The organism is Neohoeflea coraliihabitans (assembly GCF_019334345.1).
Lineage (GTDB): Bacteria > Pseudomonadota > Alphaproteobacteria > Rhizobiales > Rhizobiaceae > Pseudohoeflea > Pseudohoeflea coraliihabitans.
This window is the reverse complement of record NZ_JAHWQX010000001.1, coordinates 215,702-239,649: the sequence shown is the minus strand read 5'-3', so window position 1 is coordinate 239,649 and position 23,948 is coordinate 215,702. Positions and strand designations below refer to the sequence as shown.

Annotated in this window: 23 protein-coding genes and 1 other RNA gene; 15 read left to right on the top strand and 9 right to left on the bottom strand. The window is 64.3% G+C overall.

The genetic code is table 11. The annotated features are described in order from the left end of the window. Positions 1-16: 16 nt before the first annotated feature. Positions 17-3,988 (top strand): AsmA family protein, encoded by a 3,972-nt coding sequence (locus tag KY465_RS01215; protein WP_255561454.1) that lies wholly within the window; start codon positions 17-19, stop codon positions 3,986-3,988. 109 nt (positions 3,989-4,097) lie between these two features. Here the strand turns inward: KY465_RS01215 and KY465_RS01210 are convergent, their stop codons facing one another. From KY465_RS01210 to ssrA, 4 genes are all read right to left on the bottom strand, one after another. Then, on the bottom strand, positions 4,098-4,385 hold the full coding sequence (locus KY465_RS01210; protein ID WP_219157618.1) for a ribbon-helix-helix domain-containing protein: 288 nt from the start codon (positions 4,383-4,385) through the stop codon (positions 4,098-4,100). After that, positions 4,363-4,575, bottom strand: a complete 213-nt coding sequence (locus tag KY465_RS01205; RefSeq protein WP_219157616.1) for a DUF4169 family protein — start codon at positions 4,573-4,575, stop codon at positions 4,363-4,365. Before KY465_RS01205 ends, KY465_RS01210 begins: the two co-directional genes overlap by 23 nt. A gap of 34 nt (positions 4,576-4,609) precedes the next feature. Then, positions 4,610-5,164: an SspB family protein gene (locus KY465_RS01200; protein ID WP_219157614.1), complete on the bottom strand. Its 555-nt coding sequence runs from the start codon at positions 5,162-5,164 to the stop codon at positions 4,610-4,612. Between the two features lie 266 nt (positions 5,165-5,430). Continuing rightward, positions 5,431-5,812, bottom strand: a transfer-messenger RNA (tmRNA) gene (gene ssrA, locus KY465_RS01195). A 187-nt stretch (positions 5,813-5,999) separates the two neighbouring features. On the opposite strand from ssrA, the gene KY465_RS01190 reads away from it, so the two are divergent. From KY465_RS01190 to KY465_RS01160, 7 genes are all read left to right on the top strand, one after another. Beyond that, a complete protein-coding gene (locus KY465_RS01190) occupies positions 6,000-6,308 on the top strand; it encodes a DUF2853 family protein (RefSeq protein ID WP_219157612.1) in 309 nt (102 codons plus the stop codon). A 113-nt stretch (positions 6,309-6,421) separates the two neighbouring features. Beyond that, a complete protein-coding gene (locus KY465_RS01185; RefSeq protein ID WP_219157611.1) occupies positions 6,422-7,216 on the top strand; it encodes a thymidylate synthase in 795 nt (264 codons plus the stop codon). Further along, complete coding sequence (locus KY465_RS01180) at positions 7,213-7,761, top strand: dihydrofolate reductase (protein ID WP_219157609.1); 549 nt, start codon at positions 7,213-7,215, stop codon at positions 7,759-7,761. The genes KY465_RS01185 and KY465_RS01180 overlap by 4 nt, the downstream gene beginning before the upstream one ends. Positions 7,762-7,964: 203 nt before the next feature. After that, entirely contained in the window at positions 7,965-9,101 is a 1,137-nt protein-coding gene (gene hflK / locus KY465_RS01175; RefSeq protein ID WP_219157607.1) for an FtsH protease activity modulator HflK, read from the top strand. Beyond that, positions 9,098-10,123 (top strand): protease modulator HflC, encoded by a 1,026-nt coding sequence (gene hflC / locus KY465_RS01170; RefSeq protein ID WP_219157605.1) that lies wholly within the window; start codon positions 9,098-9,100, stop codon positions 10,121-10,123. The genes hflK and hflC overlap by 4 nt, the downstream gene beginning before the upstream one ends. Positions 10,124-10,130: 7 nt before the next feature. Continuing rightward, positions 10,131-10,322, top strand: a complete 192-nt coding sequence (locus KY465_RS01165; protein ID WP_219157603.1) for a DUF2065 domain-containing protein — start codon at positions 10,131-10,133, stop codon at positions 10,320-10,322. A gap of 173 nt (positions 10,323-10,495) precedes the next feature. Beyond that, a complete protein-coding gene (locus tag KY465_RS01160; RefSeq protein ID WP_428982933.1) occupies positions 10,496-12,013 on the top strand; it encodes a DegQ family serine endoprotease in 1,518 nt (505 codons plus the stop codon). Positions 12,014-12,024: 11 nt separating this feature from the next. Here KY465_RS01160 and KY465_RS01155 read toward each other — a convergent pair whose 3' ends face one another. Next, positions 12,025-12,591: a GNAT family N-acetyltransferase gene (locus tag KY465_RS01155; protein WP_219157601.1), complete on the bottom strand. Its 567-nt coding sequence runs from the start codon at positions 12,589-12,591 to the stop codon at positions 12,025-12,027. Between the two features lie 2 nt (positions 12,592-12,593). Beyond that, a complete protein-coding gene (gene serB, locus KY465_RS01150) occupies positions 12,594-13,484 on the bottom strand; it encodes a phosphoserine phosphatase SerB (RefSeq protein ID WP_219200707.1) in 891 nt (296 codons plus the stop codon). Between serB and miaA the strand changes: the two genes are divergently transcribed. Together miaA and KY465_RS01140 are read left to right on the top strand one after the other, a co-directional pair. Then, positions 13,483-14,385, top strand: a complete 903-nt coding sequence (miaA, locus tag KY465_RS01145) for a tRNA (adenosine(37)-N6)-dimethylallyltransferase MiaA (RefSeq protein WP_219157599.1) — start codon at positions 13,483-13,485, stop codon at positions 14,383-14,385. The genes serB and miaA overlap by 2 nt on opposite strands. Positions 14,386-14,481: 96 nt before the next feature. After that, the gene (locus tag KY465_RS01140) at positions 14,482-15,258 is read left to right on the top strand and encodes a GGDEF domain-containing protein (RefSeq protein ID WP_219157597.1); all 777 of its coding nucleotides are present in this window, start codon (positions 14,482-14,484) and stop codon (positions 15,256-15,258) included. 90 nt (positions 15,259-15,348) lie between these two features. Here the strand turns inward: KY465_RS01140 and KY465_RS01135 are convergent, their stop codons facing one another. Further along, on the bottom strand, positions 15,349-17,388 hold the full coding sequence (locus tag KY465_RS01135) for an ATP-binding protein (protein ID WP_219200706.1): 2,040 nt from the start codon (positions 17,386-17,388) through the stop codon (positions 15,349-15,351). A 97-nt stretch (positions 17,389-17,485) separates the two neighbouring features. Then, positions 17,486-17,821, bottom strand: a complete 336-nt coding sequence (locus KY465_RS01130) for a YnfA family protein (protein ID WP_219157595.1) — start codon at positions 17,819-17,821, stop codon at positions 17,486-17,488. A 315-nt stretch (positions 17,822-18,136) separates the two neighbouring features. Here KY465_RS01130 and KY465_RS01125 point away from each other — a divergent pair, with 315 nt between their 5' ends. From KY465_RS01125 to KY465_RS01115, 3 genes are all read left to right on the top strand, one after another. Beyond that, positions 18,137-19,912, top strand: coding sequence for an acetolactate synthase 3 large subunit (locus KY465_RS01125; protein WP_219157593.1), 1,776 nt, complete (start codon positions 18,137-18,139; stop codon positions 19,910-19,912). Between the two features lie 24 nt (positions 19,913-19,936). Further along, positions 19,937-20,509, top strand: a complete 573-nt coding sequence (ilvN, locus tag KY465_RS01120; RefSeq protein WP_219157591.1) for an acetolactate synthase small subunit — start codon at positions 19,937-19,939, stop codon at positions 20,507-20,509. Positions 20,510-20,594: 85 nt separating this feature from the next. Next, positions 20,595-21,722 (top strand): ATP-dependent DNA helicase, encoded by a 1,128-nt coding sequence (locus tag KY465_RS01115; RefSeq protein ID WP_219157589.1) that lies wholly within the window; start codon positions 20,595-20,597, stop codon positions 21,720-21,722. On the opposite strand, the gene KY465_RS01110 is transcribed toward KY465_RS01115, so the two are convergent. Further along, on the bottom strand, positions 21,685-22,635 hold the full coding sequence (locus KY465_RS01110; RefSeq protein WP_219157587.1) for an HpcH/HpaI aldolase/citrate lyase family protein: 951 nt from the start codon (positions 22,633-22,635) through the stop codon (positions 21,685-21,687). The two genes, KY465_RS01115 and KY465_RS01110, sit on opposite strands and share 38 nt — an antisense overlap. A gap of 127 nt (positions 22,636-22,762) precedes the next feature. On the opposite strand from KY465_RS01110, the gene KY465_RS01105 reads away from it, so the two are divergent. Further along, complete coding sequence (locus KY465_RS01105) at positions 22,763-23,056, top strand: hypothetical protein (RefSeq protein WP_219157585.1); 294 nt, start codon at positions 22,763-22,765, stop codon at positions 23,054-23,056. Between the two features lie 102 nt (positions 23,057-23,158). Continuing rightward, a complete protein-coding gene (locus tag KY465_RS01100; protein WP_219157583.1) occupies positions 23,159-23,905 on the top strand; it encodes a pyridoxine 5'-phosphate synthase in 747 nt (248 codons plus the stop codon). Positions 23,906-23,948: the final 43 nt, after the last annotated feature.

The following is a 23,948-nucleotide window of genomic DNA, read 5'->3' as shown; positions in this document are numbered from 1 at the left end:
CAAGGAGGATTTCGGACTGGCCCGCATCTTTGTCTTAATCGGAGGCCTTCTGGTGCTCGCCTTGTTCGCGGCGCTGATCGGCCCCTATTTCATCGACTGGACGAGCTATCGCACGGCGTTTGAACGGGAGGCCAGCAGGGCATTGGGCCAGCCCGTGCAGGTGCGCGGCGATGCCGATGCGCGGCTGGTGCCGTTTCCCTCGGTCACCTTCTCGGACGTTGTCATCGGCGTTGACGAGGCGGGCGCGCCCTTGATGACCGTCGAGACATTCTCGATGGATGCCGAGCTGGCGCCGTTCCTGCGCGGCGAGGTGCGGATCATCGACATGCATCTGCAGCAGCCGTCAGCGACATTGACGATCGAGGCGGACGGTTCGCTGAACTGGGCACTGGCGCGCCAGCCGGTGAGCCCCGGAGAAACCATCGTCCTGGAGAAAGTGCGGGTGAGCGACGGCGATGTGCAGATCGTCGATGCGCAAAACGGACGCGTGCACCAGATTGCCGATATCTACGCCGTACTCTCGGCCGAATCGCTGGCCGGTCCCTGGCAGATCGAGGGACGCGGCCGCGTCGCCGGCCAGCGCGGTGGGTTCACGATCAGCACCGGCACGGTCGATGCGGAAAACGGTTTGCGGCTCAGGGCAAGGCTGCATCCGGACAGCCGGCTATACGCGCTTGAAACCGAGGGCGCGGCACGCATAAGCGAGGCCAAGCCGCGCTATGACGGAACCTTTACCCTGCGCATTCCGATGCCGGCGGATATTCAAACCGAGGGCTACGATGCCGCCACCGCTGCGGCAAACCCCTCCGGCGCCGAAGCCAATGGTCTTGCCATGGTGGCGCGCGGCGATTTCGCCGCCGATAACGAGCGGCTGCGTATCGAAGAGTACCGGCTGGAGATGGGGGGCGGGCTCAATCCCTATGTGGTCACGGGCGAGGCGACGGTGGATACCGGTCCTGATCCCGATTTCCTGTTGATTGCCAAGGGACAACAGGTGAACATTGACACGATAGGTCAGGGCGCTGGCCGGCAAGCCGGAACCAAGACGGGGCGCAGCGCGGCGAGCGGGGAGAAGGACAAAGGCCAGCCCGACAGGCCTGGTGTGGGCGCGCGGCTGGCGCAGCTCAACCGCATTCTCGGCAAGATGCCGCCGCCGCTGCTGCCGGGCCGGGTGGAGATTTCCCTGCCGGCGCTTCTGACCGGCGAGACCACGGTCCGCGATGTTGAAATCGCGGCCCATCCCGAGGGGCAAAGCTGGCGCATTGACCGCTTCGTGGCGACATTGCCGGGACGCACCAAGGTCGAGACCAGCGGGACCCTGAGTGTTGGAAGCGAGGCGGGTTTTGTCGGCGACATGGTCGTGGCCTCCAGCCAGCCTTCCGGGCTGGCGAAATGGCTGACGGGTGAGGTCGATCCCGGCATCCGCCGGCTTGACCGGGCAGGCTTCTCGGCGCAGGTGGATCTGAGCGCGGAAGTGCAGCGCTTCGAGGCGCTGGAGTTGGCCATCGGTCCGTCGCAGCTGACGGGCCGGTTCGAACGGCAGAAACCAGAGGGCTGGCCGGCGAATCTGTCACTCGATCTTGCCGGAGACCGTTTCGACATCGAGGCCATTCGCGCCCTGGCCGTTCTGGCGGGACTCGGCAATGCGGGCGAAGACGGCGAATGGCTCGGGGGCGGCAACCTGTCCGCCAATGTTCAGGCCGGGGTCCTGCATGTGGGCGGGATCGATATTGGCGGCTTTGAGGGCAGCGCGATCCTGCGTCAGGGCGATCTGGCAATCGAGAAATTTGCCTTCAACGACCTGGCCGGCGGGTCCGGCGAATTGCAGGGCACGATCAAGACGGTCCTGTCCGATCCGAAAGGGCAAATTTCCGGTCAGATTGCCGCCGAGACCGGCGATCAGCTTCTCAGCCTCGCCGCGCGGGTGGGTGACGGAAACACGATCATCGAGCGCTTGCGCACTGTGCCGGGCGTCTTTGATGATCTCGATCTCAGCGTCGAAATCGCATTGCAAGGCAGTGAGGGCAGCCGCGTCGAGGCGCGCGGCATGGCCGGGGGCAGCACGCTGGTCATGGAGGCCGACGCGGCGCCCGTTTCGCTCGACGGGATGGGCGTGTGGGGCGTGCGGCTTGAAGCGGACAATCCTTCGGCGGCGCAGCTGGCGCAACAGGCCGGTTTCGATGTCCTGCCGGTTCTCGATGTCGGCCCGGCACGCGTCGAATTGAGCATCGAGACCATCGATCGGACGGCATCATCGGGCGGCGTAGCCGACATGGCTGTCTCGATTAAGGCCGGCGACAGCGAATTGACCGCCCGCGGGCGGGGGAAATTGCCGGCAGAGGGGCCGCTGACCGGAACCTTTCAGAGCGAGTTGCGCGCCTCCGGCGATGTCATGGCGTTGCTGTTTCTCGACCCGGCGCTTGCCGGCGCCGGAACGCTGATCGACGGCTTTGATGCGCGGGGCAGGGCGACCGTGCGCCTGTCGGACACGGAGATCGGACTGGACGAGATTCTTGGCACGGTGGATGGCAACGGCGTGTCCGGACGGCTGTCCTTCGATCGGCAGAGCGAGACGCTGTCGGCCCGCGGTGCCCTGGCGCTGGAACGCGCCGATCTGGCCTGGCTGGCCGGGCTGGTGCTCGGAGCGCAGACCGGCGAAGCGGACGAGGGCCTGTTCAGCGAGCAGTCCTTCGTGGATCCGGCGGCAGGCGGAGCCGAGTTCGATGTGGCGCTGCGCGCCGTGCATTTCGACATCGGAGCGAAAATTGCGGCGCAGAATTTCGACGGACAGACGAGTTTGCGCAACGGACGTTTGAGCCTGAAGGGTGCAGAGGCGGACTGGCTCGGTGGCCGTCTGGCGGGCGATGTTGAGCTGACAAACACGCAAGGCACGGCGTTCCTGTCGGCACGGCTTGACCTCAGTGACAGCGATCTGCGAGCCGTGCAGGAGGTGCTCGGGCGTGAGGCGATTGCGGAAGGCCGCATGGCTTTGACGGGACGGTTCGAAACCTCCGGAACAACGCCACTGGCGCTTGTCGAAACGCTGACCGGCGGCGGCGAAATGCGGCTGAGCGAGGTGGTGCTGCCGGGGATTGCCGCGTCGGCGCTGCCGGACATTCTGGCGGCGGCCGACCGGGAGGGATTCGAGCCGACAGATGAGCAGGTGGCAGGACTGGCGGAGCGAGAGATGGCCGGGGGGCGTCTTAAGGCAGGTGAAGTGGTTCTGCCGTTCACGATCACCAACGGTGTTCAGCGCTTCTCGGCGGCGGAAATCGCCACCCAGGGAGCGCAGGTTTCCGTCGACGGGCGCGTCGATCTGGTCAGCGGCGAGATGACGGCGCAGCTGCAGCTCGGCTTCGAGGCGGAATCTGAAGCGCAGGCCGGCGCGGAGCCGGCACTGGCCTTTGCCCTTGAAGGTCCGATTGCTGCCCCCGACGTCGATCTCGATGTGTCGGCACTGACGAATTTCCTGTCGGTGCGTGCGTTTGAACGCGAGCGTCGTCGCGTCGAATTGCTGCAGGCCGGGGTGCTTGAGAAACAGCGGTTGCGGCGCGTTCTTTCGCTGGTCAGCGAAAACCGGGCCGCGCGCGCCGAGACGGAGGCGCAACGGCGCCAGGAGGAGGCGCGGCAACGGGAAATCGACCGGCAGCAGCGGGAAGAGGCGGCGGCGCGCCAGGCGGAGCAGCGGGCCATGCGCGAAGCCGAGGACGAAGCGGCGCGTGCAGCGCGTCTGGAAGCGGCGCGGCAGGCAGCGCGGCAGATGGAAGCGGAACGGAAAAAGGCTCTGGAAGAGGCCGCGCGTCAGGCCCGGGCTGCGGCGGAGAAAGATGCCGCCTCGGCCAGCGCGCCGGCGGCAAGACTGGTTCCGGGCATCGAGCCCCCGCCGCCAGATCCCGACCCTGTGCTGACGCTGCCGCGGCGCACGATCAAACCCGATGATCCGCTGTCCGACTTCCATTTCGACACGCCATCGGTGGAGCGCTTCTAGTCTTTGCGAGGGGCGATGCGTGGTGCGCGGCGCAGCGTTCTCGGAGGCATTTTTTCGCTTTTCCAGGCAGATTTGCTGCAAGCCGCAGATGCCGAGCCGGGTCAGGCGATCATTGCTGTGGCGGCGCTGCGGCGTTGCTGACGCCTGCGGCCAGCGCCCATTCGAGCACGGCGAGGCGCACTTTCGAGGACAGGTTGCTGCCGGCTTCAGCGTGGCCCCGTCCGGCGTCGATCTCGGCGATCAGGGCGGCCAGCGGCAGATCGCGCTGCTGCGCCATCTGGCGCAGACACGACCAGAACCGGGGTTCCAGAGAGATCGAGGTGCGGTGCCCGCGAATGGTCACCGAGTGCTTGATATTGCCGGTGGAAGGGGTGTCAGACGTCGCTGTCTTGATCATCAGCGGTCCGTTGCGGGTCAAGGCGTCCGCCGGAATGCAGCCGATCCAAGCGCGCCGTTTCGAGCGATGCGGCCTGCCGCTCGGCCTTGCTGCGGCCGTGGCTTAAGCGGTTGCGTGCCGCCTCGTCTTCCGCTGTCGCCCGACGCTTGCGTTTGCGGGCCATGCGCAGATTGACGATCTCGCCGGTCATTCAAGCGGGCTCGTGCTGACGGAAGGCATGGCGCTCAGCTTTTCTTGCGGAAGGAATCCAGAGAGACGACATCGGCGCCGTTCTTTTCGGATGCATCGGCCGCATTGGCACCCCCGGCACCTGGCTGCGATGCGTCAGCGCCCGCCTCCGGTTCGATGATGCGCTCGATGGCCTCGGCAAGATCCTCGTCACTGGCTTCGACGGTCTCGCCGTCATTGGCGGCCTCTTCGAACACCGTATCGAATTCCAGTTCGAAATTGACGGACGGATCGTAAAAGCCGCGCACGGCGGCGAAGGGAACGATCAGCTTTTCGGGCTTGTCGGAGAAGGAAAGGCCGATCTCGAACTGCGCCTCGCTTACTTTCAGGTCCCAGAACTGGTGCTGGACGACGATGGTCATCTGCTCGGGATAGCGCTCCTTGAGCTGCGTGGAAATGCGCACGCCCGGAGCCTCGGTCATGAAGGTGATGAAGAAATGATGCTCGCCGGGCAGATAGCCCGTCGCGGCGACTTCACTGAGCACCTTGCGGATGACGCCGCGCAACGCATCCTGGGCCAGAATGTCGTAACGGATATGGTCCTGCGGCATGCGAACTACTTTCCTGCTCCTGGGGCGACCCGACGCGCGGCTTTCGCCGAATGGGCGGCTCGCCACGATATCGCGAGTCGACGTACCTCTCCATATATACGGTTTTCCGGGGCGCGGAAAAGGCACAGCCGGCGCGCATCACGTGAAAAATTGGCTGTATCCGGCCATCCAATGCGCATCGGCGAGGCGCAATTGGCAGGCGCGATGCGGCTGCAAGCGCATTCGTCAGGCGCGTTGCCGGTCAGATTCAGACGAAAAAAGAAAAGAGTGGAGGCTTCTGTTGCCAGGTGCCTCCGGACCCCGCCTGACCATGCGACTGGTCAGGACTTCAATTGAAGCTGTCGCGCTGCTTACGCGGCGAGACGTGCTTCCGCATAGTTGTCATTTGCAACTACAAGTTTAGCCCGATAACGGTGGTACTATGCCGAGCAAAAAGTCGATCTTTACACCCTCGTCGATCCTGTTTCGCCCCCATCACCAGCGGGCCGCGAGAACCGGTCAAAGTGCCGAATTCCGTTCGCCCGATCGTGGTGGAGGCGCCGGGTACCGCCCCCGGGTCCGAATGGCTTATTGCATCGCCCGTTTATTGCCATAGTCGCCAAAGACGACGCTTCCTATATAGGTGGCCGCGGCTGGGTTGAAAAGGGCCGTGTCAGCCGTTTGCCCGAGCGCCCGCCTTTCGCTGCGGCGGGACTTCGGGGTGGGGCAGCGGCAAGTTGGGGGCAAAGGAGCGGAGCCCTTGACTTCGCGGGTCCGGATGGCAAACATTTCGCCGCAGGGGGTTCCGTGTTCGCGTTCGGCGGGTGCGGGAAGATGAGCATTCAAGGAGCCAAGCATGGCAGATTACGCCGCCGATGTGAAAAAATATGACGCGGGCGCGTCCGACGAAACCATCACCAAGATCGTTAAATATCTCGGGATTGCTCTGCGCAACCGCGATTCCTCGCTCGTGTCCTGCTCGGATCCGACGGAAACCGCGCGCGTGAACGAAAAATGGTGCCAGAAAAAGCTTGGCGTTTCGGCAAGCGATGGCGAAGCGGCCGTGGAAAAGGTCTGCGCGATGATGAAGGGTGACAATTCAAAGTCGCGCGTGACCTTCTACTATCTGTGCGCCAAGGAACTTGGCAAGCTCGACAGCATCTGATGCCGGACGCGCGGCGGCGGCGCGGGGCGCCGCTGTCCGAGACGTGGGAATTCGCCCGGTACGCCCGGGCGTTTTGCCTTTCTGCCCCCGGTTCGCGATGACAGGAGACGACAATGCGCCAGTATCTGGACCTTCTCGAGAAGGTGCTGGAAAACGGAGCTGATCGCGATGATCGGACCGGGACCGGAACGCGCAGCATTTTCGGCCACCAGATGCGCTTCGATCTGTCCGGCGGATTTCCGCTGGTAACCACCAAGAAGCTGCATCTGAAGTCGATCATCCACGAACTCCTGTGGTTCCTGCGCGGCGACACGAACATTGCCTATCTCAACGAACACGGCGTCAGGATCTGGGATGACTGGGCCGATGAGAAGGGTGAGCTCGGGCCGGTCTACGGCGCGCAATGGCGGTCCTGGCCTGCACCCGATGGCCGCCGCATCGACCAGATCGCCCAGCTCGTTGCGCAATTGCGGCAAAATCCGCAGTCGCGCCGGCACATTGTCAGTGCCTGGAACCCGGCGGAGGTTGATGACATGGCCCTGCCGCCCTGTCATTGCCTGTTTCAGTTCTACGTCGCGAATGGACAGCTGTCGTGCCAGCTCTATCAGCGCTCGGCGGACATCTTTCTCGGCGTGCCGTTCAACATCGCATCCTATGCACTGCTGACGATGATGGTGGCGCAGGTCACGGGGCTCAAGCCCGGTGATTTCGTTCACACGCTCGGCGATGCGCATCTTTACCGCAATCATTTCGACCAGGCGCGCGAACAATTGAAGCGGCAGCCGCTGGCGCTGCCAAGCATGCATCTCAACCCGGAGGTCGACGACCTGTTTGCCTTTCGCTTCGAAGATTTCCGCCTCGAAAATTACGAGGCGCATGCGCATATCCGGGCGCCGATCGCCGTATGAGCGCAAAAGCACAGTCATCGCCTGACAGAGGCAATGCCGGCGAGGCCGAAATCATTCTCGTGGCGGCGTTGACGGAGAATGGCGTCATTGGCCGCGATGGCGCCATGCCGTGGCGGCTGTCGAGCGATCTGCAGCATTTCAAACGGGTGACGCTGGGCCATCCGGTGATCATGGGCCGCAAGACATTCGAATCGATCGGCCGGCCTTTGCCGGGGCGCACCAACATCGTCATCTCGCGGAGCGGCCGGACGATCGATGGCGTCACGGTCGTGGACAGTTTGCCGGCGGCGTTGCAGCAGGCGCGCCAGGCGCTTGAAGAAAGCGACGGTCCGGAGATCTGCATCATCGGCGGCGGCGAGATTTTCGCGCAGGCCATGGATATCGCGGCGCGGCTGGAGATCACGCATATCGCAGCCGAGCTTGACGGGGACACGTTCTTCCCGGCGATCGATCCGGCGGAGTGGGCGCTCGTCTCGGAGCGCCATCAGCCGGAAGGGCCGCGTGACAGCCATGCCATGCGCTTTGCGGTCTATCGACGCCGCTGAGAGGGCAATATTTCGGCTTGCGGCGCCACATCCGCGGCTAAAACCGGCCGCGCGGCATAAAATCGGCCCTCGGCGGACGATTAGCAGCGCCGGTGCGTTGAAAGCGCCTGCCGTGATCCTTATAACGAAGTCAGCAAGTCGGGCGCCCGCGTGGGTGGCACGGAAAGGGCGCTTCGCCCGCATTTTTTTGAAAAGAGGTATGGATGCCCTGGAGCAATCAGAATGGCGGCGGCCCTTGGGGCGGCAGCGGCGGGAGCGGCGGCGGCGGCAACAACCAGGGACCGTGGGGCAGCGGCCCGCAGGGTCCGCGCGGCGGCGGGGGTGGCGGCAATCAGCCACCGGATCTCGAGGATCTGATTCGCCGTGGCCAGGAAAGCCTGCGGCGGGTGATGCCCGGCGGCGGTGGCGGCGGTGGCGCATCCGGCGGCAGCGGCAAGGTGATGGCGGCGGTGATTGTCGTCGGCCTGCTGGCCCTGTGGCTGATGCAGGCGATCTACACCGTGCAGCCGGATGAGCGCGGCGTCGAATTGCGCTTCGGGCAGCCGAAAGATGAAATCTCGATGCCCGGCCTGCACATGATCTTCTGGCCGTTCGAGACGGTCGAGACGGTGTCGATCGTCGAGCGCGAAATGGAGACGGGCGGCAATCAGCGGACCGGCAGCGCCGGCGGCCTGATGCTGTCGGGCGATCAGAACATCGTCGATGTCGAGTTCAAGATTCTCTACACTGTCGCCAATCCGAAGAACTTCCTGTTCAACGTGGCAAGGCCGGAAGACACGCTGCGCATGGTCTCCGAGAGCGCCATGCGCGAGGTGGTCGGCCGGCGTCCGGCGCAGGACATCTTTCGTGACAATCGCGAGATGATTTCGCAGGAAGTGCGCGACATCATTCAAAACAGCATGGATCTGTTCGATTCGGGCCTGTCGATCACGGCGGTGTCGATCGAGGATGCGGCGCCGCCGCGCGAAGTCGCCGATGCCTTTGACGAGGTGCAGCGTGCCGAGCAGGACGAGGACCGCTTCGTCGAGGAAGCCAACCAGTATTCCAACCAGAAGCTGGGCCAGGCGCGTGGACGCGGCGCCCAGATCCGCGAAGAGGCCTCGGCCTACAAGGATCGGGTCGTCAATGAGGCGACCGGTGAGGCGCAGCGCTTCATCTCGATCTATGACGAATATTCGAAAGCACCGGAGGTGACCCGCAAGCGCCTCTATCTCGAAACCATGGAGAACGTCTTCAGGGGATCGGACAAGGTGATCATGGAACAGGAACAGGGAACGGGCGTGGTGCCATATCTTCCGCTTCCGGAAATCCGGAAAAACGCCCAGGGTGAACAGCAATGAGCAGTCGTTTCGCAGCCATCGGCATTCTTGCCGCTCTCGTTCTGTTCGTGATCTACCAGGCCGCCTATGTGGTCAATGCGCGCGAACAGGCGATCGTCGTCCGCTTCGGTGAAATTCAGGACGTGCGGGAAACACCGGGCCTTTACTTCAAGGTGCCGCTGATCGACACCGTGCAGTTCGTCGAAAAGCGCGTCCTGCGCTTTGACCTGGAAGACATCCGGGTGCAGGTGTCGGGCGGCAAGTTCTACGAGGTCGACGCGTTCGTCCTCTACGACATCACCGATCCGCGCCGCTTCCGGCAGACGGTCTCGGCCGACATCGTGGCGGCGGAATCGCGGCTGAGAACGCGTCTGAACTCGGCCTTGCGTACGGTCTACGGCCTGCGCGGATTCGAGGCAGCGCTGTCTGAAGAGCGCACTTCGATGATGCGTGAAGTGCGCGACCAGATGCGTCCGGAGGCGGAGAATCTCGGCATCGCGATCGAGGATGTGCGCATCCGGCGGACCGATCTGACGCAGGAAGTCTCGCAACAGACCTTTGAGCGGATGAAGGCCGAACGCCTGGCCGAGGCCGAATTGATCCGGGCCCGCGGTAATGAGGCGGGACAGCGCATCCGCGCCATCGCCGATCGCCAGGTGGTGGAAATCCAGTCGGAAGCACAGCGCGACGCCGAGATCATTCGCGGTGAGGGCGATGCCGAGCGCAACCGCATCTTTGCCGATGCGTTTTCGCGCGATGAGGATTTCTTTGCCTTCTACCGGTCGATGAGCGCCTATGCGGGGGCACTCGCCGACAGCGGCACGACGATGGTGCTGTCACCGAATTCGGAGTTCTTCGAGTTCTTCGGTTCGGCCGGAGCGTCGCCCAACGCGGGGGCTTCGACAAGCGCAACCACCGCAGCCGGCAGCAGCGACGATGCGGCTGCGGCGGAAACGCCCGCTGCGCCGGACGCGGCGGCGAGTGCTGGAAGCGAAAGCGAGCCCGGCGGCGCGGAGAACGGGACAGCGGCGACGGCGCAATAGGGTCGTCATGCCGACGCTATTGCTTGCGATCGGTCTGGTCTGTGTCGTCGAGGGCCTGATCTGGGCTCTGGCGCCGGGGGCAATGCGGCGTATGGCCGAACAGTTGCCGCGCATCGATGACCAGACCTTGCGCCTGACCGGCGTCATCGTGCTGGCGGTCGGCACCGGTCTCGTGTTCCTCGCCAAGCACTGGGGCTGACGGCCTTCGGGTCGCCCGCCAGTACCTGCTCACGCCCGGTGCGCCGGCGTGTCATCCCGCCATGCCCGTCAGTGGCTGTGCTCGCAAAAAGATGATTGGACCGCTCCCGATTTCGCCTTATGTCTGAGGTTGTCTTTGTGCACCCAGTCAAGCGGGAGAAAACGAGCGTGACGATGCCAGCCCTTTCGAGACACCCCGGGACCGCGGCCCTGCAAACGATGCGGGCCGTTTTCCTGCCCGGCCTTATGGCGGTGGCCATGGGTATCGCGCCGATTTTCCTGCCGGCCGCAAATGGCTTCGGAACCGAGGCCCGGGCGCAAAGCGGCGCCGGACCGGCATCGGTTGCCGATATCGCTGAAGGGCTGCTTGACGCGGTCGTTAATATCTCGACACGGCAGAATGTCGATAGCGACGACAGGGTCGGGCCGCGAATGCAGGCGCCGGATGGCTCGCCGTTTCAGGACTTTTTCGATGATTTCTTCCGTGAGCGCGGCGAAGGGCCGCGCAGCCGGCAGATGTCGTCGCTCGGCTCCGGCTTCGTGATCGATCCCGATGGCTATATCGTGACCAACAATCATGTCATCGAGGATGCCGATGATATCGAGATCAACTTTGCCGATGGGAGCAAGCTGAAGGCAGAGCTGGTTGGTGCGGACGGCAAGACCGATCTTGCCCTTCTGAAGGTCGACCCGCCGCAACCGCTGACAGCGGTGCCTTTCGGCGATTCCGAATCCATGCGCATCGGCGACTGGGTGATGGCAATCGGCAATCCGTTCGGGCTGGGCGGCTCGGTGTCTGTCGGCATCATCTCGGCGCGCGGCCGTGACATCCAGGCCGGTCCCTATGACAATTTCATTCAGACCGATGCGGCGATCAATCGCGGCAATTCCGGCGGTCCGCTGTTCAACATGAAGGGCGAGGTGATCGGGATCAACACGGCGATCATTTCGCCGTCCGGCGGCTCCATCGGCATCGGCTTTGCGGTGCCGACCGAGATGGCGGTCAGCGTCATCGACCAATTGCGCGAATTCGGCGAGACGCGGCGCGGCTGGCTCGGCGTGCGCATTCAGCCGGTCACCGACGAGATCGCCGAGAGCCTCGGCATGGCCACGGCGCGCGGCGCGCTGGTCGCCGGGGTCGTGCGCGGCGGGCCAGTGGATGACGGCTCGATCGAGGCAGGCGACGTGATCGTGGCGTTTGACGGACAGCCGGTGCGCCAGATGCGCGATCTGCCGCGCATCGTGGCCGAAAGTCCGGTCGGCAAGGCGGTCGATGTGCAAGTGGTGCGCAAGGGTGAAGAGGTCACGGTTCAGGTCACACTCGGCCGTCTCGAGGATGGCGAACAACTGGCGGCGGCGGAAGAGGCCGAGGAAAGCGCCGAGGCGGTTCCGACCCGTTCGGCCCTGGGCCTGACCTTCGCTCCGCTCGATGATGCCGCGCGGCAGGAATATGGCATCGCCGAGGATGTCTCCGGCGTGCTGATCTCGGAGGTCGCGGAGCAGTCAGCGGCGGCGGACAAGCGCGTCGTTGCCGGCGACGTGCTCGTCGAGATTGCGCAAAGCGCCGTCGAGACGCCGCAGGAGGTCATGGAGCGGCTGGCGCAACTGCAGGAAGACGGGCGGCGCAACGCGCTTTTGATGCTCGCCAACAAGGATGGCGAATTGCGCTTCATCACCCTGCGCATGGATTAGGGCCCGGCCTGCTATCCGTCGTTTTGTTTCGCCCACTGCGCGGCCGTGATCTCGCAGAAGGCGTGATGGCGCAGATGCGGGTGGCTGGCGGGAACGCCGGGATGGTCGAAATCGAGATCGGGCCGGCGCCGCATGCCGATGCGGTGCATCACCGCCAGTGACGCCACGTTGTCGGCGACCGCGAAGCTGACGATGCGCTGCAGGCCAAGCGTCTCAAACCCGCAGGCCAGCCAGGCCCGCGCCGCTTCGCTGGCGATGCCGCGATGCCAGAACTCCGGGGCCAGCCGCCAGCCGATCTCGATGCTGCCCGGCGGCAGGGCAGGAAGGCCTTCGCTCCTGTGCAGCCCGGCAAAGCCTGCCGTCTGTCCACTGTCTCGCAATTCGATGGCGGCGAAGCCGAAACCATCGCGCGCGATACCGGCGGCGAGGCGTTGCATTAAGGCATCGGAGGCGGCGCGGTCGCGGCGGAACGGGAAGAACCGCATCACTTCATCATTGCTGTTGATCAGGTGGAACAGGGGCCAGTCGCTGTCCCGCCAGTTGCGCAGGATCAGGCGATCGGTGGTCAGCATCTGCATCTTCAGGCACCGACGAAGTCGGTCTTGCGGTAGCCCTGCAGATACAGGAGCGCCGTCAGGTCGCCATGGTCAATGCGGATTTGCGCCTGTGCCGCCACCGCCGGTTTGGCGTGCAGGGCGACACCCGAGCCGGCAATCTGCAGCATGCCGAGATCGTTGGCGCCATCGCCGACGGCGAGAACATCTTCCGGGTCGAGGCCGAGACGAACGGTCAATTCGCGCAGCGCATCCACCTTGGCCTGCTTGCCGAGGATGGGTTCGGCGACGGTGCCGAGCAGTTTGCCGTCTTCGCTCTCGAGGCGGTTGGCGCGGTGTTCATCAAATCCCAGCTGATCGGCTACCGGGCCGGTAAAGGCGGTGAAGCCGCCGGAGACCAGCGCCGTATAGGCGCCGTTGGCGCGCATCGTGGCAATCAGCGTTGTGCCGCCGGCGGCCAATGTGATGCGCTTGTCGATGACCTCGCCAATCTTGCTGACGGGCAGGCCGGCGAGCAGGGCCACCCGCTCGCGCAGGGCCGGCTCGAATGCGATCTCGCCATTCATGGCGCGCCGGGTGATCTCGGAAACCTCGGCCTTGAAGCCGACCTCGGCGGCCAGTTCGTCGATGCACTCCTGGTCGATCATGGTCGAATCCATGTCGGCAAGAAGCACTTTCTTGCGCCGGGTTTCCGCCGTCTGGATGGCGATATCGACCGGATGGCCGGCGAGAATTTCGCGCAGCCGGGGGAGGGCGGCCTGCGGGTCGGCGGTGTCGCGAAGCGCCAGGTCGCAGGCAATGCCGTCGGCCAGCCAGTACAGGCCGGCGGCATCTAGCGCGTCGGCCGCTGCTTCGCCCAGCGCGGGGCTGAGAGCAGGATTTGACGGATTGGCAATCAGCGTGGCAACGAGAGCCATGAGCGAGGAACTTTCGATCGAGGGCAAGGAGGCCATCCTGATAGCCGGGCCGACGGCGAGCGGCAAGTCCGGGCTGGCGATCCGGCTGGCGCAGAAGCATGACGGCGAGATCGTCAATGCCGACTCGATGCAGGTCTATGAGGGCCTGCGCATTCTCACGGCGCGACCGTCGGAGGCGGAGATGGCGCTGGTGCCGCACCATCTTTACGGTCACGTCGATCCGCAGACGGATTATTCGACCGGTCATTGGCTCGAGGATGCGGCCGCGGCGATTGCCTCGATCCGTGCGCGGGGCCGTCTGCCGGTGATCGTCGGCGGCACCGGGCTGTATTTCAGGGCGCTGAGCGGAGGCCTGTCGCAGATCCCGCCGGTCCCGGCGGACATTCGCAGCCACTGGCGCAATGAATTGGCGCGCACGGGACCGGAGACATTGCACGCGGAACTGGCGCGCCGTGATCCCGAGATGGCGCGGCGGCTGGCGCCGGGCGATCGCCAGCGGGTGCTGCGGGCCGTGGAAGTGCATGCGGCGACGGGCCAGTCCATTGCCTCGTTCCAGACACCGACGGGACGCGTCGTTGTGAGCGAAGACAAGGCCGCCCGGCTCCTCGTGCTGCCGCCGCGCGAGCTGCTCTACCAGCGCATCAATCAGCGTCTGGAACTAATGATCGCGGAGGGCGCCCTGATCGAGGTCGAGGCGCTCGTCAAACGGCGCATCGCGCCGGAAAAGCCGCTCATGAAAGCGATCGGCGTGCCGGAACTGGCGGCCTATCTTGCCGGCGCGGTGAGCCTTGAGGAGGCTCAATCGCGGGCGGCAATGCACAGCCGGCGCTATGCAAAGCGGCAAATGACCTGGCTGCGCAACCAACTCGATCCGGGCTGGCGCCGGCTGAGTGGACAATGACGTGTCGGCGCTTTGGTTGCTTGCGCTGCCGTTAAGTCAACCCTAACTCCCCGCCGGTTACTGTTGCGGCCAAGTCATTCTGTGCTGTTGGGGCCGATGCATTTTCACAAGTCCGAGATCTATTTCTTTCTCTTGCTGTTGCTGATCGGCCTGGCCGGCGTATCGGCCTATTCCGCATGGGCCACAGCCGCCGATCTCGTGCGCGTCGACCCGCGGTTGGATCCGATTCTGCGTTTTTCCTATTTCAGCATGGTGATCAGCGGCCTCAGCGTCGCCTGCGGGGTGCTTCTGATCTATCCGGCGCTCAAGGTGGGGGTCGCCGAACAGGGCAAATTGCGGCGGATGACCGAATCCCTGTCGGAGCGCTCGGAAACCCTCGAGCACGCGGCGGTGACCGATGCGCTGACCGGGATGCACAATCGGCGCTATTTCGATGACGCGATGCGAGAGTATCTGGCAGCGTTCACGAAGATCGACAAGCCGGTCGGCATGATCATCCTCGATCTCGATCACTTCAAGGTGGTCAACGACACGCATGGGCATGATGTCGGCGATGCGGTGCTGCGGCAGGTGGCCTTGTGCCTGCGTGAATTCACCCGCTATCACGACGTGGTGGCACGGATCGGCGGCGAGGAATTCGCCATTCTGTCGCCGAACACGCCGCAGCGGCAGCTTTTCGATCTGGCCGAACGCATCCGCCGCGCCGTCGAAGCGTTGACAATCATCGATGGCGACTTGCATTTGAAGGTCACGGTCAGTGCCGGCATCGCGGTCTGGGACGGGCAGGAAAGCGGGGAGCAACTTTACCGGCGGACCGACAAGCAGCTTTACAAAGCCAAGCGCGCCGGCCGCAACCGCGTCTGCGCCACCTGATTTCACTTTAGAACTGATTTCTCCGTGCCGAACCGCCTCCTGGGCTTGCCATTCGGTGCCGGCTGGTGCGCGTCTACGGCTGGCGAAGGTCTATTTGTCGATCAGCGAACTGAGCGGCCGCTTGAGAAGTCCCGAGCGCAGGGACGACATCTCGCGGCGCGGCTCGTCGCCGCCGCCAAAGCGCCGCGTCAATTGCGGTTTCGGGCTGAAGGTCGGGGCCGGCTGATCGCGATCGCCGGCACGCGACTCGGAAGCACGCTCCTGAGGGATTGGCGCAGCCGGCTCGAGGGCCGGGTCGGGGCGCTGCGGTTCCGGCTCGGGCCTTGCTGCCGGAAAATCGGCGGCGGTGTCCAGATGGTTCGAAGCCGGAGCTTCGTCATAATCCGGCTGCATCGGCGGAGCCGGAGCCGGAGCCGGTGCCTGTGCCTGTGCCGGGGCCGGGGCCGGTTGCGGCAGATCGGCCATCTGCGGCTGCTCGGCGGGATCGATATGACGCATGCGCTGGACAATGGCCTTGAGGTCAACGCCGGCGGCGGCGCTGTCGATCGTCGGCGCGAGGCCGGAATTGGCGCGCGGCAGGACCCGCTTGGCCACCCGCTCGAAGACCATGCGCATCGGAACGGCGACGGCTTCGCCAAAGGCGATGGCTTCGCCGTTGCCGATCGAAGACAGAAAGGAAATGGTCGAGGTCGAGGAATCGGGGATCGCCGAGCGGATGATCTCCTGGTCATTGTCATTGGCCAGGCGCATGGCAAACACCGTCGAACACTGCGACAGGATGGTCGGATCAAGTTCGCCCGGCCGCTGGGTGACAACGCCGAGGCAGACGCCGTATTTGCGGCCTTCCTTGGCAATGCGCGATATGGCCTGGCGGGTCGGAAAGAAGCCGAGAGTGGGATCGGCGGGCACGTAACGGTGCGCCTCCTCGCAGATGACCAGCAGGCGCACGGCGCCGGAGCTCCACAAGGCGATCTCGAAGGCCATGCGGCACAGGATCGAGGCCACGGAATTGACCACTTCCGAGGGAATGCCCGAGAGCTGGAAGGTGGTCACCGGCTTGCCGTCGCCGGGGATGCGGAAGATATGGCTGATCGTCTGCGCAATGGTGTCGTGAATGGTGTTGGACGAGAACATGAACTCGTAGCGCGGATCGTTGATGGCGCTCTGGATGCGCACTTTCAGCGAACGCAGATGCGGCTTTTCAGACCGGCCCTCGAGGCGGCCGATGCGCTCGTCGATCAGGGCAAGCAGATCGGCGACCCGGTAGGGAACCGGTGTGTCGGCGGTCAGGGATGATTTTTCGGTGCTCTTGCGCAGCAATGCCGTATCGGCGCTGCCCTTGAAGGCCCGTTTGGCTTCCGGGATGAGATCGCGCAGCGCATCGACTTCCTCCGGGATGGCCGGGCGGCCGCGAAACAGGACCTCGGTGAATTCCTCGAGGCGAAACAGCCAGAAGGGCAGATCAAGCGTATCGGTGTCGATGACCACGGCGTGATCGGGAAAGGCGGCGGCGAATTCGTTATGCGGGTCGAGGATAAGGACACGCAGCGAGGGGTCGGCCTGCAACGCCTTGTGCATCAGAAGCGCAACGGCGGTGGTCTTGCCGACACCGGTGGTGCCGACAACGGCGAAATGGCGCGACAGGAGGGCTGGGACGTTGATATGGGCGGGGAGCGAGCGATCCTGGGTCAGACAGCCGATCGTCGCGGTGTTGGTCGATCCCTGATCATAGATCATTTTCAGGTCGGAGGTGCGCATGCGGTGCACGATCGCACCCAGATAGGGGTATTTGCTGATACCGGCCGAGAACATGAAGGTGCCCTGCTCGTCGGGGTGAATTTCCCCAACCAGCTCGACCTCGATCTGCATGATATTGTCTTCGCCGTCCTTCCAGCCGGGAACGTCGGTGTGCATGGCGCAAACCAGCGCCACGACCCGGTTCTCACCGACACGGATGGAAATCAGGCGGCCAACGGACCACAGTTCGGCAAGTTCGGTGGAGCCCTTTTCCGCCGTGGCGCTGACCGTTGCGCGGGCGCCGGAACAGGCGACGACATGACCGAGACAGCGGTTGCCAGCGAGGTCCGCGTCGCGGCGGTCCGCCTCGTCCTGATATGCGCCATGCTGCATGTGTGGCTCGGTACTCAATGACCTATCCGTCCCCCAACGTAAACTCCACCCTAGCATCCGGCCGGTTAACAGCTCGTTGCCGCCGGGCCACAGACCCTCAGCTCAAAGGCGCGTCGCGGGGGCCGAACAGGATGATCATGGCGCCTAGAAGGCAGAGGCCGGCGCCTAGCAGGTCCCATCGATCGGGCATCTGACCCTCGACAAGGCGCAGCCAGAGGAGGCTGGTGGCGATATAGATGCCGCCATAGAGCGCATAGGCGCGGCCGGCGTGGTCCAGCGGCGTCAGCGTCAGGATCCAGGCGAAGGCGGCGAGAGCGGCCAGACCCGGGACCAGCCAGAGGATACTGCGGTCAAGGCGCAGCCACGCCCAGAAGGCGAAGCATCCGCTGATTTCGGCGAGCGCGGCGGCAAGATAGAGGGGAAGCGTCTGCATTGGTCCGGCATACAGGCGGGGCGCGCCGGCGTCCATCCGCCGCAGGCCATGCAGAGGCAACCCGGCGTGACGGCCTGTTGGCGATATTTGCGGATTGACCGCGCGCCGATCTGCCGCTAGGACAGGCATATGATGACTGGCAACACCATTCTCGTAGTAGGAACGCGCATGGGCAGGGCGGCGTAGCGGCCCGGCGGAAGCACCCATGCGCGAATACAGGCTCCGAAAGGGGCCTTTTTTTATGGTTTATCAGGTGCCGGATGACGGGACCAAGGCGGCCGCAGGGTCGGGACAGCGAAAGACGGGACGAAGACAATGGCTGGCACAAGCATGGAGATGACAGGCGCCGAGATGGTTCTGCGCGCATTGGTGGACAATGGCGTTGAGCACATTTTCGGATATCCGGGCGGAGCGGTTCTGCCGATCTACGACGAATTGCACCAGCAGGACGAGGTGGAGCATATTCTCGTGCGCCACGAGCAGGGTGCCGGCCACATGGCTGAGGGTTATGCCCGTTCGACCGGCAAGGCCGGCGTCGTGCTTGTCACGTCGGGGCCGGGGGCGACAAATGTCGTCACCGCGCTGCAGGATGCGCTGATGGATTCCATTCCGCTGGTGTGCATCACCGGCCAGGTGCCGACCAGCCTGATCGGCTCGGATGCGTTCCAGGAATGCGATACGGTCGGCATCACGCGGCCCTGTACAAAGCACAACTGGCTGGTGCGCGATGTCAATCAGCTGTCAGCTGTGATTCACGAAGCTTTCAAGATCGCGACGTCCGGGCGTCCTGGCCCGGTGGTTGTCGATATTCCGAAGGACGTCCAGTTCGCGACGGGCCTTTACACGCCGCCGCCACCTGTCGGACGGCACAGCGGCTACGCGCCGAAGGTGCAGGGCGATCTCGACAAGATCCGTGCCGCCATCGAATTGATGGCGACGGCGGAACGGCCGGTGATCTATTCGGGCGGCGGCGTGATCAATTCCGGCACCGAGGCCAGCCACCTGTTGCGCGAACTGGTCGAGTTGTCGGGTTTCCCGATCACCTCGACACTGATGGGGCTGGGCGCCTATCCGGCTTCCGGCAAGAACTGGCTGGGCATGCTCGGCATGCACGGGACCTATGAAGCCAATATGGCGATGCATGATTGCGACGTCATGGTGTGTATCGGCGCCCGTTTCGATGACCGCATCACCGGCCGGATCGATGCCTTCTCGCCAAATTCCAAGAAGATCCACATCGATATCGATCCCTCGTCGATCAACAAGAATGTGCGCGTCGATATCCCCATCCTCGGCGATGTCGGGCATGTGCTGGAAGACATGGTGCGCTTGTGGCGCGCCTCCTCGCACACCGATCGGGCGCGGCTCGATCCGTGGTGGAAGGCGATCTCCGGCTGGCGCTCGCGCAACTCGCTGGCCTATACGGCCAATGCCGATGTCATCATGCCGCAACATGCCATCCAGCGGCTGTACGAGGCGACGAAAGACCGTGACACCTACATCACCACCGAGGTCGGTCAGCATCAGATGTGGGCGGCGCAGTTCTACGGCTTCGAGGAACCGAACCGCTGGATGACATCCGGCGGTCTCGGCACCATGGGCTACGGGTTCCCGGCGGCGATCGGCGTGCAGGCGGCGCATCGTGACAGTCTTGTCATCGATATCGCCGGCGATGCCTCGATCCAGATGTGCATCCAGGAACTGTCCTGTGCCGTCCAGTATGAGCTGCCGGTGAAGATCTTCATCCTCAACAACCAGTATATGGGGATGGTGCGCCAGTGGCAGCAATTGCTGCACGGCAACCGCCTGTCGCATTCCTACACGGAATCCCTGCCTGATTTCGTGAAGCTGGCGGAAGCTTATGGCGCCGAGGGATTGCGCTGCGACAAGCCTGGTGATCTTGATGCGTCGATCGCGCGGATGATCGAAAGCGACAAGCCGTTCGTCTTTGACTGCCGCGTGGCGGCGCTGGCCAACTGCTTCCCGATGATCCCGTCCGGCAAGGCGCACAATGAAATGCTGCTGCCCGACGAAGCCACCGACGAGGTCGTCGCCACCGCCATCGACGCGAAAGGCCGCCAGCTCGTCTGAGCTGCAACTGACAGGAACACGATCATGAACGCCCAGCACCAGCCCACCGGTTCGGCCTATTTCATCGCCAAGGAAACCGAACATCCTGAAACGCGAACCCTGTCGGTGCTTGTCGACAACGAGCCGGGGGTTTTGGCCCGGGTGATCGGCCTGTTTTCCGGGCGCGGTTACAATATCGAGAGCCTGACGGTCTCGGAAACCGAGCACGAGGCGCATCTGTCGCGCATCACCATCGTCACCAAGGGCACGCCGCATGTGCTTGAGCAGATCAAATCGCAGCTCGAACGCATCGTGCCGGTGCGCAGTGTCGTCGATCTGTCGCAGCGCGCACGGGCTCTGGGGCATGAAAAGGCGATCGAGCGCGAACTGGCGCTGGTCAAGGTGCGCGGCAATGGCGACGACCGGGTCGAGGCCTTGCGCCTGGCCGATGCGTTCCGCGCCCAGGTGATCGACGCCAACACCGAGCATTTCATCTTCGAGATCACCGGTCGCGTCTCGAAAATCGAGCAGTTCATCGCCATCATGCGGCCTCTCGGGCTGGTCGAGATCTGCCGCACCGGCGTGGCGGCAATGAATCGCGGCCCGGAAGGGATATAGCCGCAGGCGTGATCGCGGCGGGAAAACTGCGGCAGCTTGGCGGCGGAGCGTTGCGGGAATCAGCGAATGCTGGCAGGGGAGGCGGATGAAGTTCTCTCCGCAACAGGATGAAGCGCTGAAGGCGGTGTCGCGCTGGCTGAAGGAAGGGCGCAGTCCGCTGTTCCGGCTGTTCGGCTATGCCGGCACCGGCAAGACGACGCTGGCGCGCCATTTCGCCGAACATGTCGATGGCGACGTGCTGTTTGCCGCGTTCACCGGCAAGGCGGCGCAGGTGCTCAGAGCGCGCGGGGCGTCGAACGCCAAGACCATTCATTCGCTGATCTACCGGCCGCGCGGCGAGGAGGCCGTGGAGGACGAGGAAACCGGACGCACGACCGTGTCGCCGATGTTTTCGATCAACCGGCAAAGCCCGCTCGCCAAGGCGGCGCTGATCGTCATCGACGAGTGCTCGATGGTTGACGAGGCGCTTGGGCGCGATCTCTTGAGTTTTGGAACGCCGGTGCTGGTGCTTGGCGACCCCGGCCAGTTGCCGCCGATTTCCGGCGGCGGTTTTTTCACCGAGCATGAGCCGGATTGTCTGTTGACCGAGATCCACCGGCAAGCGCGTGACAATCCGATCATCGATCTGGCGATGCAGGTACGCGAAGGCCGGCAGATCGCGCATGGCGACTATGGCAGCGCCCAGGTGATCGACAAGCGCGCGGTGACGCAGGAGCTGGTGCTCGATGCGGATCAGGTGCTGGTGGGCACCAACCGGACGCGGCGGCGCTACAATCAGCGCCTGCGCGAGTTGAAGGGTTTTTCGCAGATGTTCCCGCAGTCGGGGGACAAGCTGGTGTGCCTGCGCAATGATCCGGCGAAGGGGCTGCTCAACGGGTCGCTGTGGCAGGTGATGACCTCTTCGAAGGAGACGGTCAAACCGGGCATCAATCTCCTGGTCAAGCCCGAGGATGACGATATGGATCGCGGCGCCGCCAAGATCAAATTGCTCAAGGCGGCCTTCGAGACACCGGAGGCGGAAGTGCCCTGGACGACCAAGAAGCGCTATGACGACTTCGATTTCGGCTATGCGCTGACCGTGCACAAGGCGCAGGGCTCGCAGTGGAACAATGTCGTGGTCTTTGACGAAAGCTGGGCGTTTCGCGACAACCGCGAACGCTGGCTGTATACGGCGATCACCCGCGCTTCGGAGCGTCTGACGGTGGTGCGCTGAAGCGGCTGTCCCAGGCATCGAACGCGTTGGCGCGGGCAATCAGCCTGCGGGCGGCATTGGCGGTGGGCAATTCGACGGCGTGACCGTCAACGCTGGCGCGCTCGGCACCGCCAATGCGGGCGGCGTCAAAGGCCGTCAGAACCCGGCGCGCCTTTTCGATGCTGCGCCGGTCAGGCGTCAGTTCCTCGTTGATGACACTGGCATGCGCCGGCGTCACCAGGCTTTTTGCCTTGAAACCCCATTGCCGGGCCTGGCGGGTTTCACGGCGCAGACCTTCGATGTCGGCGAATGTGTAGGGACAGTCAATCGCGGTGACCCCGGCGGCGGCGCATTCGAGGCGAAAACGCTGGCGCACATAGTCGAGCTCGGATCCGCCCGGGTTGCGCTCGGCATCGAGATCGGCGGCCATGTCTTCGGAGGCGAGCAAGAGGGCCGTCACACGCGGGCTGGCGGTGGCGATGTCCGCGGCCGCCACCAGGCCGCGGGCACTCTCGATATTGGGCACGATCTCGATGCGGCCGCGCGGCAGATCGAGCTGTTTCTCCAGCGCCTCGATGGCGCCATCGAGACGCGCGACCTGCGCGGCGCGGTCGCATTTCGGCAAGAGCACGATGTCCGGGCGTCCGGCCATGACGGCGCGGAGATCCTGGGGGCCATCCGCGCTTTCGAGGGGGTTGATGCGGGCCGCAGCGAGCCGGCCGGCGCTTCGCCAGGCGGTAAAAATCTCCTCGCAAAGCTGACGCGCTTCGCGGCGCCGTTCGGGAACGGTGAAGTCCTCGAATTCCTGAATCAGCACGTCGGCGCCGCAGGTGGCAGCGGCGGACAGATCCTGCCGGTCGGCTCCAGGCAGGAAGAGCCAGGAGCGGCGTAGATGGACGGGGCGGCGGTCCCTGGTAAGAGCATCAGCGGTCATCGGGCCAGATTACTCGCGTGGTTGCGGCTGGCAAGGCGGTTGCGGCAACGCTCTGGCAGCAACCGGACATTAACGGGCCGCTGCTAGGGTCGAGATCCTAGAACAGGACAATGTTTCGGGAGACGATATGAAAACCCTGGCCACGGCCGCAATGAGCCCGATCATTCTGATGGCGATGCACGGTCCGGCACATGCCGTTGATCTCGAGAGGATGTTTCGCCATTTGACGGGCGACACGCTCGAGAAATGGGCGATGCCCCTGATCCTTGCGGGTACAGTGCTGGCGGCAATCGTGCTATGGTGGGCCGCCGCGATCGGTCGTCGCCGGCGCCGCCGGCGGATCAAAGCCTATGATGCGGAACTGGCGGAATTTTCAAGCCGCATCCGCCGCGGTGCAGGGCCGAAACGCTCACGTTTCTGATCTTGAGCATCAACAGCCCGGCTGCAGACCAGGACCGGTGCACGTCCCCGGCACGCCCTGTCAGATGATGCAGTCTCCGGGCACATCGAAGGATTTTTCGCCATGCCTGCCGCGCTGTCCGTCAATCTGAATGCCGTCGCCATGCTGCGCAACCGCCGCGACCTGCCATGGCCGAGCGTCACCGGGTTGGGGCGCATTGCCCTTGCGGCCGGGGCGCACGGGCTGACGGTGCATCCGCGCCCGGATCAGCGCCATATCCGGTTTTCCGATCTGCCGGAGATCCGCGCCTTGATCGATGATGAATTTCCGCAGGCCGAGTTCAACATGGAAGGCTATCCGAACGAGGATTTTCTTGAGCTCTGCGAAACCCATCAGCCCGAGCAGGTGACGCTGGTGCCCGATGATCCGGCGCAGGCGACCTCCGATCACGGCTGGAATTTTGCCGCGCATTCGGACCTGCTCGAGACAAGCGTGGCACGCTTGAAAAAGGGCGGCTGCCGGGTGTCGCTGTTCTGCGATCCGCATGCCGACCATGTCACGCTGGCGGCGGCGAAGGCGACGGGCGCCGACCGGGTCGAGTTCTATACCGGGCCCTATGGCGCCACCCATGATGACCGCGCCGCGGCGCGCCGCGAATTGCAGAAACTCGAGACCTCGGCGCAAATCGCCACGCAAATCGGACTCGGCATCAATGCCGGTCATGACCTGACGGTTGCCAATCTGGCGCCGCTCGCCGAAGCGCTGCCGGATCTGCGCGAAGTCTCGATCGGCCACGGGCTGACGGCCGATGCGCTGGAATTCGGCATGGCGGCCACGGTCCGGCGGTTCATCGCCGCCTGCGGCAGCTGATGTTTCCGGGCACCCAGGGTTAACGCGCCGACTTATCGAAAAT

What these genes read in the sequence shown, in the direction of transcription:
- KY465_RS01165 (WP_219157603.1), top strand. Translation starts at nt 10,131, where the DNA reads ATGCCGACGCTATTGCTTGCGATCGGTCTGGTCTGTGTCGTCGAGGGC.
- hflC (WP_219157605.1), top strand. Translation starts at nt 9,098, where the DNA reads ATGAGCAGTCGTTTCGCAGCCATCGGCATTCTTGCCGCTCTCGTTCTG.
- KY465_RS01125 (WP_219157593.1), top strand. Translation starts at nt 18,137, where the DNA reads ATGGCTGGCACAAGCATGGAGATGACAGGCGCCGAGATGGTTCTGCGC.
- KY465_RS01105 (WP_219157585.1), top strand. Translation starts at nt 22,763, where the DNA reads ATGAAAACCCTGGCCACGGCCGCAATGAGCCCGATCATTCTGATGGCG.
- KY465_RS01160 (WP_428982933.1), top strand. Translation starts at nt 10,496, where the DNA reads ATGCCAGCCCTTTCGAGACACCCCGGGACCGCGGCCCTGCAAACGATG.
- KY465_RS01185 (WP_219157611.1), top strand. Translation starts at nt 6,422, where the DNA reads ATGCGCCAGTATCTGGACCTTCTCGAGAAGGTGCTGGAAAACGGAGCT.
- KY465_RS01210 (WP_219157618.1), bottom strand. Translation starts at nt 4,385, where the DNA reads ATGATCAAGACAGCGACGTCTGACACCCCTTCCACCGGCAATATCAAG.
- KY465_RS01100 (WP_219157583.1), top strand. Translation starts at nt 23,159, where the DNA reads ATGCCTGCCGCGCTGTCCGTCAATCTGAATGCCGTCGCCATGCTGCGC.
- KY465_RS01140 (WP_219157597.1), top strand. Translation starts at nt 14,482, where the DNA reads ATGCATTTTCACAAGTCCGAGATCTATTTCTTTCTCTTGCTGTTGCTG.
- KY465_RS01200 (WP_219157614.1), bottom strand. Translation starts at nt 5,164, where the DNA reads ATGCCGCAGGACCATATCCGTTACGACATTCTGGCCCAGGATGCGTTG.
- KY465_RS01155 (WP_219157601.1), bottom strand. Translation starts at nt 12,591, where the DNA reads ATGCAGATGCTGACCACCGATCGCCTGATCCTGCGCAACTGGCGGGAC.
- KY465_RS01180 (WP_219157609.1), top strand. Translation starts at nt 7,213, where the DNA reads ATGAGCGCAAAAGCACAGTCATCGCCTGACAGAGGCAATGCCGGCGAG.
- hflK (WP_219157607.1), top strand. Translation starts at nt 7,965, where the DNA reads ATGCCCTGGAGCAATCAGAATGGCGGCGGCCCTTGGGGCGGCAGCGGC.
- serB (WP_219200707.1), bottom strand. Translation starts at nt 13,484, where the DNA reads ATGGCTCTCGTTGCCACGCTGATTGCCAATCCGTCAAATCCTGCTCTC.
- miaA (WP_219157599.1), top strand. Translation starts at nt 13,483, where the DNA reads ATGAGCGAGGAACTTTCGATCGAGGGCAAGGAGGCCATCCTGATAGCC.
- KY465_RS01135 (WP_219200706.1), bottom strand. Translation starts at nt 17,388, where the DNA reads ATGCAGCATGGCGCATATCAGGACGAGGCGGACCGCCGCGACGCGGAC.
- KY465_RS01110 (WP_219157587.1), bottom strand. Translation starts at nt 22,635, where the DNA reads ATGACCGCTGATGCTCTTACCAGGGACCGCCGCCCCGTCCATCTACGC.
- KY465_RS01115 (WP_219157589.1), top strand. Translation starts at nt 20,595, where the DNA reads ATGAAGTTCTCTCCGCAACAGGATGAAGCGCTGAAGGCGGTGTCGCGC.
- KY465_RS01190 (WP_219157612.1), top strand. Translation starts at nt 6,000, where the DNA reads ATGGCAGATTACGCCGCCGATGTGAAAAAATATGACGCGGGCGCGTCC.
- ilvN (WP_219157591.1), top strand. Translation starts at nt 19,937, where the DNA reads ATGAACGCCCAGCACCAGCCCACCGGTTCGGCCTATTTCATCGCCAAG.
- KY465_RS01130 (WP_219157595.1), bottom strand. Translation starts at nt 17,821, where the DNA reads ATGCAGACGCTTCCCCTCTATCTTGCCGCCGCGCTCGCCGAAATCAGC.
- KY465_RS01205 (WP_219157616.1), bottom strand. Translation starts at nt 4,575, where the DNA reads ATGACCGGCGAGATCGTCAATCTGCGCATGGCCCGCAAACGCAAGCGT.